We start from the raw sequence: 9,846 nt of genomic DNA on the forward strand, positions 1-9,846 counted from the left end.
TTCGCGACCCTCGCCTGCAAGCGCGCTTGCGCGCCACCCAGGCGGAAGGGCTCCGCCTTCACGCCAAGGCCAGCCGTCCGATCAAGGAACAGTTGGCTGGTCGCGCCGTCTTTCGAATATGGCAGGATGGCGTCATCGACCTTCTCCGCGAGAGCTTGGGCGTGGGCCTTCCACTGGTGAAGGGCCGCCCAGTCCTGATCCGTCATGACCTTCTGGTCATCGATCGCATTGAGGCGCGTCCAGGCTTCCCGCTCCTCTGTCGACCTTTCCCGAAGCCAGTAGACCGCCTCATAGACCCCGGCGTAGCGGAGCTTGATGTCCAGGGGCATGTGCGACGTGCTCTGGTCTGCAATCGCCGTCTCCCAGACCGAGGTGCGAAGGTGCGGGGTGTCGGGCTGCCCGAATGGCCGCTTCAACAGCAGCGGCTCTCCATTGGCATGCAGCTCGAAGCCCGTCTTCAATTCGGACAGACGCCGGGCCATGCACGGCGCCTGGTCGATCCGAGTCTGAACGACGCCGAGGTCAAAACTCAGCTCGTGGTTCAGCGCCTCGCGCGTTTCGGCGACGACGTGCCGCCAGTGCAGCCATTCGACCGTCTGTTCGCCGGCCAGCGCGGTCAGCACGCCGACGACGATGATCAGGTACTCCTTCAGGAACTCCCGCAGGCCGTGCCAGGGCTTGGGTTTGTGGATGTCCATGCCGCCCCCCGACGGATCACTCGCAACTAAGGCGAGCTAGCCAGACATCGCGAACCCCGGCAATGGCGGGCGGCGCGCATCGTCGCGGACAGGTTTGACGGCGCGCGCCCTTCGAGACACCTTCCGCCTGCAATGCATCGAGGGCTCCAGTGGACCACATCTCGTTCAGCGACCCACTGACCTGGGTCGGCGTGTTGGTCGCATCGTTCCTGATCGCGGGCCTTCGCTTCTTCATGCGCGGCGGCGCTCGGCCGCCGCCTCCGGTCGCGACGGATTCACGCCCGACGGACGACGAGCGGCAACCGTAACGCATCGCAAGCGGAGTACGCTTAGGGGTCGGTTCTCCCCGTTGGGCCAGAGCCGAAAATTTGCCATTCGCGGAGCCGGCGACTTGGCGCGCGCGAAGGGCGAGTTTCTGGAGCTGGCCCACTGGCTGCTGATGGCGCATCCGAGACACTGCAGATCGACCGGACCTGACCCTTCTCTCCCGTTGGGAGCGTCCGGATTCGGCGTGATCGCAATCAGGTCTACCGGCAGGAAGTCTACGGCTCCAATCCAATGGCTAGAAGCGACCCAAAGCGGCTGGACGCATGCGGCCCTGAGGCGTCAGGCCGCGTGGTCAGGGCCATCTTGTACGAGGTAAGGAGCGTGGAGGGACGGTAGCAATGGATTTTGTATGCATCAGCGCCGTCTCCATGCAGCCGTCGCTGCGGCCGTCTTCTCGCTATGGCTTGGGACTGCGCCGCGCGCGGCGTTGGCCGGTTCCCACGATCAGAGCGTCCTCGACGAAATCAACTTCGCCCGCACCCATCCGGCTGCCTACGCGCGCAGACTAGAAGAAGAGGCGCAGACCGAGCGCCCAGACCCCGCTGGAGCGACCTTCGCCTACGAGGACTCTGGCGCGCTCCAGGAGGCCCTCGACTTTCTGCGCCAGACCCGGCCGCTGGCGCCTCTGCGTTACGACAGCAGGCTCGCCGCTGCGGCGCAAGCCCATACCGCCGCGCAAGGTCCAAGCGGAGAGGAGGGTCATGCGGGACCTCGTGGCGAGACCTTCGGGGACCGCCTGCAGCATCATCAGGTCTGGGCGGGACTGGCGGCCGAAGACATCTCCTACGGCTATCGGACGCCGGCCGACGTCGTGCGCCAGCTCATCGTCGACAGCGGCGTCCCCAACCGCGGCCATCGGAACAACATTTTCGGGCCCGCCTACCAAGTCGCGGGGGTCAGTTGCGGGCCCCATCGCATATACGGCTCGATGTGCGTGATCGACTTCGCTGGAGCCCTGGCGCGGCGTTAGGCTGGATTGAGCGAGCGCCATGATCGCCGGGTTTTCACGGCGTTTTGGATATTCTGAACAAGTCTGGTGGGCTCACGGCGGACTGATTCTGGGAAAGTCCCCTGGGGGGCACACCGGACGCGGCGACGTGGATCGTGAGGGCGATTGCCTTGCGCTGCTAAACCGTCTGGAGGCCGACGTGCTCAACGTCCGCAACAGGGGGAATCGGACCCTGCTTCCCGAATTATGGGTGGGCCGTGGCCGATTGGTTCGGCGGCGGGCTGGCCAAGCTTCTCTTAACGGGATCGTCCGACGCAATGAACGGGCTGTTCGGCGGCGCGCTGAGCCCCGGGCCCTGCATCGCGGAGAAGCGGATCGGTGTGTCGCCGAGCGGGTGGCAGATTATCCAGCGCCGTCCGTCGTCCATGCCCTCCTGCCAGGCCTTAGTGGCCTCGGCGCGGGTGACGACGCCGGTCTCGACGATGTCGGGCACGAGGAGGCCGGCGCTGCTGCGGATGAGCCCGGCCTCGCGCGCGGCGAGCCCCAAGGCGGTGCGATAGCTGGGTAGCTCTCCAGGCTCGATCTTGCGTCCGGGTCCCATCAGCCCGCCGAGCACGGCCCAGTGGTCCATTTCGGAATCGCGGATGCGGATGAGGTAGTCGGTTCTCGCCGCAATGCTGGTCTCCAGCAGCACCTCCTCGCGCGGGATGTGCGGCAGCACCTGGCTAGAGACCACCGACTCCCAACCCCGGAGGGTCCACGGGTCGCGCGTGGGCTGCAGCACCGGGCCAAGGGGCGGCAGGCGCCCGCTCTGGCCGGCCTGGTTGAGGATGTCGTTCAAGGCATCGACGCGCTCGGCGATGCAGGGCGACTGGGCCACGCGCACGCCGACCAGGCGGACGATGCGCAGGTATTCCGGCCTGAGTGTCTCCCGCGCCGCCACCACTTCGTGGCGCCAGTGCAGCCACTCGACGCCGGACTCAGCGCCCAGCGCCGTCAGCACCCCGATCACGATGATCAGGTACTCCTTCAGGAACTCCCGAATGCCGTGCCAGGGTTTGGGTTTATGGATGTCCATGCCGCCCCCCGACGGATCAATGAGAGGGCAGCTAACCGGACTCGCCGAAGCGCCGCAACTACCTCACCGGCCTAGTGCTGGCCCTACTTCGGCTTCACCGCGTTCGGCAGGGCTAGCCGGTTCGCCTGTGTGATGTAGCTGATCTGGAGGTCGAAGCCGTTGGGGGTGCGGGTGTGATAGCTCTTGTAGGCGGCGACGTGGATTTCGTCCTTTGTCGAGGTATCGACCCTGATGGGCAGGCCCCGCTGCTCCAACTCAGCGCGGACCGTATCGGTGTCCCAGGGCGCGATACCGATGGAGATATGATCGAGGACCGCCGGCTGGCCTGAGGGCTTGAACGCCGGGTTCTTCGGGTTGCCGCCCCGGATGATGATGTCACCCACGTCGCCGATCATCAGTTCCGCCTGGCTTCCCTCGTCATAGGTCGGCGCCCACCCGAGAAGGTTCTCGTAGAAGGACGCCGAGCGCTTGTAGTCGGTGACCCGAAAGGACAGGTGATCCAGCCAGACGCTGCGCCATCCTGTCGGCTTGAAGGGCGCGGGTGTTGGCGCCGCGGATCCGCCCGTTCCTTGACCGTTGCGGCCCGCAGCGAGGCCGCGGCCGTTGCCGATCTGAACGTCGAAGCCGTCCGGATCTTTCACATGGAAGCTCTGGAACCCCTTGCCGTCGTCGTCGCGAACGGGGGACAGGCGGCGTTCCTTCAGCGCCCGTTCGACCGCCTGCGCGTTCCACGGCGAGATGACGAAGCTGAAGCCGCGGACCACCGCCGATGGCAGACCCGGCTCCTGCTGCAGGACGACCGAGCCCCAGCGGCCGACATCCATCACGGCGCGGCTGCCGTCGGCGCTGCGCAGCCGCCAGCCGATGAGCGCGCTGTAGAAGGCCGCCTCTGTCTGGGGGTTTGCGACGGCGATGGTGACGTGGTCCAGGGCAACGGTCTTCCAGCCGGTCGGCGCGAAGAGGGGTGCGATTGGGGCCGTCGCGACGGCCGCGCTGAGCGGGCATCTCGCGGTTTCGTAGCCGTCCCGGCACGCGCCCTGCGCGGCGGCTGAACTCGCGAGCGAGATGCCGCCCAGGATTGCGCAGACGACGGCGAATGACGCGCCCAGGCGCACGGCGTCTTGCATATTCCCCCCACAAGGCTTCGACGAACCGTAGCCGGGCGGCCCGAAGGTCCGCAATGGGATCGGTTCGCCCCCTTGGCTCAGATCCCGAAACTCTCCGTTCGCGGCCCTGGCGCCCGAAGCGGCTGAACGGAAGGGTTCTGGAGGTATCCCAACGGCCGCTCGAGGCGCAACGTCGACCAACCCGGCCCGCACAAATGGAGCGGCTGAGCACCGTGCAGCTAGGATTTTCGCACGGGTAATTTGAAGCGGATTGGGAGATTGATCACTTGGCCCGGATGGACACCCACGCGGTCTCGATCGGGCAATGTAACAAGCTTGGAAATCTGCAGAGCTGCTGGGCCGAAGCCCATGGCAGGCGGGCTCTCCGAGACCACGTGGCAGTCCTTGACTCCATAGCCCGACGTGACCGCGCAGTTGAGCACCGCGTGGCCTCCGACTTTCTGCCTTACAGCCGCGACCGGGTAATATGAGGCGATCCGCTCAGCGAGAGGCCTCGGGTGGAACACTCGGTAGATCCCAAGTACGCCAGCCGCCGCCCAAACGGCGACAGCAAGTCCATACACGGACACCACAACCCAGAATTTGATAGGCGCCTCTGTCTTGCGGATACCGCCAACACGCGGCGGAAGCTCGCCGCGCGTGAAGGCGCGCCAGAGACTCCAGGAAAAGAGCCCGATCACAATAGGCAGGGCGAACAGTCGATAGTCCAAGCTGCCGCCCCCCAGAATTACAGAGCCGCACTATAAAGAACACCAGCGTCCAAGACAGCGTCCGGTCGGGCAGACTGATGAATGTCCAGATTCCGGAGCGGCGCCAAGGTCCGTTCCTCTGGCGCAACCCAGCCGTCAGCGCCCCCGCTGCTCAAGGTCCCCGCTAGAACACCGGCTTCTCGGGCTCGATCACGCCGGACAGAAATGTACCTTTCACCTCGGCGGACACCTCCCTAGTCTGAAATCGATCGGCGGCGCATGCGCTGCTGATCGGGGAACATGGCGGTTCGAAGGTTGCCGTCGGGGCGACGGGGGATCGGGGGGAACAATGTCGACTATTGCTCTGCCCGCGCAGGCTGACCGCAGGGTCACGCTTGCTTGGATATTGGGAATATGGACCTTCGCGCTCTTTGGGTTCGGGGCGGATCTCGCACGTTTCCTGCACGAACAGCCGGCGCCGCCGCCCATCCTTGGCCTCCATGGCGCGTTCAGCGTGGCGTGGCTGGGGCTGGTGTCGACGCAGGTCCTGTTGGCCGAAACGGGCAGCATCCGGCTTCACCGCAAACTGGGGTGGGCGGTGGTCGCGGTTTCGGCAGCGATGGTCCCCCTTGGGATCGTCGCCGCGATGGTCGACATGGCCCGGCAGGTTGGTCATCCTGACTATGCGCCCCAGTTCCTCGGCGAGGAGTTCCAGGACATTTTCGCCTTCGCGGTCTGCACCGCCGCCGGCGTGGCCACGCGCAGAAATCGCGTCGATCACAGCCGCTTTATGGTCCTGGCGGCCATTGCGCTGGCTGATGTCGGGCCCGGCCGCATCGCGACAAACCTAGTCAGCGCGACGCCTGACAACCCGCTGGCGGTTTGGCTGACCTACTATTGGGGAACGGCCCTGCTGCTGATCGCCATGTTCGCGTGGGATCTGATCCGGCATCGTCGAGTCACGCGTTCGCTGATGTTGGGCGCGGCCCTGCTGTGGACCGGCGAAGCCATCGTGTCGGTGCTCTTTTTCTTACCCGCGTGGAAATCTGCGACGGCCGGACTGGTGCGGGCCTGGGGATGGACGGGGTAAGGGCAGAAGCATCGGCGCGACCGCACAGGCCCCATAGGCGGACTCTTCGCAGATCAGCAACGAATCGAAAGCACTCGCTCGCCTCGTGGAATGTCGAGTCTGGCGCTGTGCCAAGGACCGGTGATGGGGCCAGGTTGACCTTCGATCGCGACGGCGGGAAGTGCGGTTAGGCGCGTTTGGTTCGAATCTGCCGAAGCACAAGGTCTAACCTCGAACTCGTATCGCGAACCGCCGCTCATGACCCGTTGCTGACATTCCGTAGGTCCGCTGCGCGAGCGGAGGCGAAGGTTGCTTCCGCCTTGCAGTGACCATTCCATTGTCATCTGAAGTTCGGCTACGGTAGCGCCAGTTTTTGGGGGGATGCGGTGGCGGCTCCGGAACATCTGCCCGCGCGGCGGCCCCTTGGCGCCCGGCTCTGGCGAGCTTGCGCCTATTTCTACATCCTCTTGGCGCTGTTCTCGACGGCCATGTACGTGCGCACCAGCATGCTCGCGCCGTCGACCTATGGCGGGGTGGCCTCAGCCTCACTGGGCGCTGACCTGATCCGCACGACCGATCCGGGTCGCATTGACGTATGGGTTCGAGGGCTGCGCGCCGGCAGCCCGCTGGCGCAAGCCGGAGTGCACGAAGGCGACCGGCTTCGGCTGGATATCCGCTGGAATGACTTCCGAGCCTTGGAGACCGGCGAGACCTTCGGATTCACGCGCGTTGCACCCGGCCAGCCGCAGCACCTGGCCCTCATCGTTCCCGAATACCAAGGCGTATCGAGGAGCGTCGGCAACTACAGGTTTGCGATCACCCTGTTCGACCTCGGTCTGGGGCTGATGCTGTTCTTCCGGCGGCGGGGGGATTTCGCCGTGGAAGCGCTTGGAATGGCGTTCGTCGTCTCCACCATCACCAGCAATTTTCCTTCACCGCCTGCTTGGTCGATATTCTGGACGACTGTGGCCTACAGCGGCGTGGCCCTGGTGCCGTTCCTCATCCTGGCGTTCGCGCTATCGTTCTACGACAGCAACAGCCGGCCAGTGACCCGCGTCGAAAAGCTTGGGTATGGCGCGTTGATAGCCGGCTTGGCCGCGGAATTCGCCTTGGCGTTTTACTCGAACGCCTTCGCCTACACCTCGCCCCTTATCCGGGCGAACGTCGTCTTGCTCATCATCGAGGAGAGCTTCGCCTACGCTGCGACCGTCTACTATTTCGCCAGAGGATATGCCGGCGCCTCGGGCTTCCTGAGGGCGCGCTACGGGCTGCTGCTGATCGCCCTGTTCCTGACCTTCTCGCTCTCGGCGGTGCAGACCTATTCCTTCCTGGTCTTGAAGCTCGCCCGGATGGACCCGGAGAATCCGCTCTACGACGTGAATGTGGTGCTTAGCCTGATCGGTCCGTTGCTGTTCGCCTACGCGGTCCTTCGTCATCGCGTGGTCGACCTGGGCTTTGTCCTCAACCGCACGCTCGTCTACGGCGCCGTCAGCCTGATCATGCTCACGGCTTTCGGCTTGGTGGAGTGGGCAGTTGAGCACGTCCTCAAGCCCTCGGGCCGAAACGAGAGCGCCCTGCTCGATGCCGTGATCGCGGTCAGCGTGTACCTGACCTTCCACCGGGTGCGGGACTTCGTGGAACGGCACCTTGAAATGGTGTTCTTCCGCCGGTGGCACGACAACGAGAAACACCTGCGCCAGCTGGTCGAGGAGGCGAGTTTCATCACCCGGCCGGATCGGTTGCGGTCCGCCTTCGTGGCGGAACTCGTGCGGTTCACCGGCGGCGCGGCCTGCGGGCTCTACCTGCTTGAGGCCGACGGGCGTTACCGCGGCTATTCTCCAGCCGATAGCTTTCCGCCTGTCCTTGATCCCGATGAGCCGCTCCTGGTCGCCATGCGAGCGCAGCGGCGGGAGATCTTCGCGCCGGGCACGGCCACGGCGATCCCGGCGGCGCTGGCGCTCCCGATGCTTCAGCGCAACGGCCTCCTCGGAGGCGTGCTCCTGGGCCCGAAGCCGGGAGGCGAGGCTTACCGGCCGGACGAAATCGAGGTGCTGGCCTTCGCCGCGCGTCAGGTCGGCCTCGACCTGCACGCCCTCAGGATCGACCGGCTCGAACGGGAAAGCGCGCGGGCGGTCGAGAAACTCCGCAAGCTGGAATTCGAGAATGGTCTCCTGCGCCATATGAGAGATGCGTAAGGCGCCGTTTTGGATACGGGCGCGGCTGGCGCCCGTGCCACCCAGGTTGAATCGCGCTGAGGCGATGAGACTGCCTTCCGGTGGTCGCGACGCGCCTCCGTCCATGCCCAGCCGCCGTCTTCGGTCTTATGAGCAGCCGGCCTATTCGGCTCGCAGGACCGAGCGCAGCTTGGCGGCCAGATCCTCCTCGACGAAGGGCTTTCGCAGGATCCCATCGTCCCCGGCGGAGGCCAGGGCGTCGGTGTCGGCGTAGCCGGTGACGAACAGCACCGGCAGGTCGGGGCGCCGCGCGTGCGCCTCGCGCGCCACCTCCGCGCCATTCATGCCGGGCATGGCGAAATCCACCAGCAGGAGGTCGATCTTCGACTGCCGGTCGAGGACGTCGAGGGCCGCTCCGCCGCTGCCGGCCTCCACGACGCTGTAGCCCAGGTCGTGCAGGATGCCCGCGGTCACCTCGCGCACGGCGCTGTCGTCGTCCACCAGCAGGACGCTCAGGTCGGCGGACGGCGGCATGGTCTCGGCGGCGGGCGCCACTGTCGTGGGCAGGACGGCCATGGCCGCGCGCGGCAGGAAAACCCGCACGGAGGTCCCGCGGCCGGGCGTCGAGTCGATCTTCACCCCGCCGCCAGACTGCTTGGCCACGCCGAACACCTGGCTGAGGCCGAGGCCCGAGCCCTTGCCGACCGCCTTGGTGGTGAAGAAGGGTTCGAAGACCTTGGCCAGGACCTCCGGCGTCATGCCCGAGCCGGTGTCGGTGACCGCCACCATCACATAGTCGCCGGCCGTGGGCTCCTCCGGCTGCGCCGGGGAGCCCAGCGTGACATTGCCGGTCTCGACCGTCAGCGCCCCGCCGACCTCCATGGCGTCACGTGCGTTGATGGCGAGGTTGAGGATCACCAGCTCGATCTGGGTGGGGTCGATCATCGCCGGCCAGAGGCTCGGCTGCAGGACGGTCTCGATGTGCACGCTGCCGCCCATGGTCGCGTGCAGGAGGTCGCGCATGCCGGCGACGGTGTCGTTGAGGTCGACCGCGCGGGGCTCGAGGCGTTGGCGGCGGGAGAAGGCCAGCATCTGGGCGGTAAGCTGCGCGCCCCGCTCGGCCGCCTGGGCCATCATCTGCAGGCGTCGCTGGCAGGCCGGATCGCTCAGCGACTTCTGCATCTGGCGGACATTGCCCAGCACCACCATCAGCAGGTTGTTGAAATCGTGAGCGACGCCAGATGTAAGCTGACCCACGGCCTCCAGCCTCTGGGTCTGGCGCAGCTCGCCCTCGACGCGCTCGCGCTCGGCGATCTGGCCGGCCAGCTGGCGGTTGGCGCTGGCCAGCTCGGAGGTGCGTTCTTCGACCCGCCGCTCCAGCAGGACCTCTGCGGCGCGGATGGTCTCGATGCGGTCGCGCGCCTCGTACTGGCGGCGGCGACCGCGCAAGGCGGTCTCCACGATGCTGACCAGGGTGGTCGGATGGAACGGGCGCTCCAGGAAGGTGACGTTGCCCAGCGCCGCGGCTAGGCGTTGGGCGGCGGGATTGCGCTCCAAGCCGCCGCCGCGCAGGGCGAGCAGGATGATCGGCATGTCGGACCAGGGCGGTTGGTCATCGATCCAGCGGACCAGGTCGGGATAGCCGGAGGTCTGCATTGCTTCTTCGACGACCAGTACGACGCCCGCGCCCTCGGACAGGCAGCGAAGCAGGCAGGGCAGGTCAGGGCATACCTCC

The 9,846-nt window shown here is 66.2% G+C and carries 8 protein-coding genes; 3 read left to right on the forward strand and 5 right to left on the reverse strand.

The features are described 5' to 3' along the window. The coding region (locus E8A12_RS05845; protein WP_293366927.1) for a hypothetical protein at positions 1–698 on the reverse strand (698 nt) is incomplete at its 3' end. Between the two features lie 676 nt (positions 699–1,374). Between E8A12_RS05845 and E8A12_RS05850 the strand changes: the two genes are divergently transcribed. Then, positions 1,375–1,995, forward strand: a complete 621-nt coding sequence (locus E8A12_RS05850) for a CAP domain-containing protein (protein WP_293366928.1) — start codon at positions 1,375–1,377, stop codon at positions 1,993–1,995. A gap of 223 nt (positions 1,996–2,218) precedes the next feature. Here the strand turns inward: E8A12_RS05850 and E8A12_RS05855 are convergent, their stop codons facing one another. The 3 genes from E8A12_RS05855 to E8A12_RS05865 form a co-directional block, all read right to left on the reverse strand. Next, on the reverse strand, positions 2,219–3,052 hold the full coding sequence (locus E8A12_RS05855; protein ID WP_293366930.1) for a hypothetical protein: 834 nt from the start codon (positions 3,050–3,052) through the stop codon (positions 2,219–2,221). Positions 3,053–3,135: 83 nt separating this feature from the next. After that, on the reverse strand, positions 3,136–4,179 hold the full coding sequence (locus tag E8A12_RS05860; protein WP_293366931.1) for a VOC family protein: 1,044 nt from the start codon (positions 4,177–4,179) through the stop codon (positions 3,136–3,138). 218 nt (positions 4,180–4,397) lie between these two features. Beyond that, complete coding sequence (locus E8A12_RS05865) at positions 4,398–4,889, reverse strand: hypothetical protein (protein ID WP_293366932.1); 492 nt, start codon at positions 4,887–4,889, stop codon at positions 4,398–4,400. A gap of 328 nt (positions 4,890–5,217) precedes the next feature. On the opposite strand from E8A12_RS05865, the gene E8A12_RS05870 reads away from it, so the two are divergent. Continuing rightward, the gene (locus E8A12_RS05870) at positions 5,218–5,958 is read left to right on the forward strand and encodes a hypothetical protein (protein WP_293366933.1); all 741 of its coding nucleotides are present in this window, start codon (positions 5,218–5,220) and stop codon (positions 5,956–5,958) included. Positions 5,959–6,323: 365 nt separating this feature from the next. Beyond that, entirely contained in the window at positions 6,324–8,132 is a 1,809-nt protein-coding gene (locus E8A12_RS05875) for a histidine kinase N-terminal 7TM domain-containing protein (RefSeq protein WP_293366935.1), read from the forward strand. A 141-nt stretch (positions 8,133–8,273) separates the two neighbouring features. On the opposite strand, the gene E8A12_RS05880 is transcribed toward E8A12_RS05875, so the two are convergent. After that, positions 8,274–9,846: response regulator (locus E8A12_RS05880; RefSeq protein ID WP_293366936.1), on the reverse strand; the 1,573-nt coding region annotated here is incomplete at its 5' end.

Source organism: Phenylobacterium sp. (assembly GCF_004799395.1).
Lineage (GTDB): Bacteria > Pseudomonadota > Alphaproteobacteria > Caulobacterales > Caulobacteraceae > Phenylobacterium.

Excerpts from the sequence above, each read along its gene's own strand:
- E8A12_RS05855 (WP_293366930.1), bottom strand. The coding sequence starts at position 3,052 with ATGGACATCCATAAACCCAAACCCTGGCACGGCATTCGGGAGTTCCTG.
- E8A12_RS05850 (WP_293366928.1), top strand. The coding sequence starts at position 1,375 with ATGCATCAGCGCCGTCTCCATGCAGCCGTCGCTGCGGCCGTCTTCTCG.
- E8A12_RS05870 (WP_293366933.1), top strand. The coding sequence starts at position 5,218 with ATGTCGACTATTGCTCTGCCCGCGCAGGCTGACCGCAGGGTCACGCTT.
- E8A12_RS05860 (WP_293366931.1), bottom strand. The coding sequence starts at position 4,179 with ATGCAAGACGCCGTGCGCCTGGGCGCGTCATTCGCCGTCGTCTGCGCA.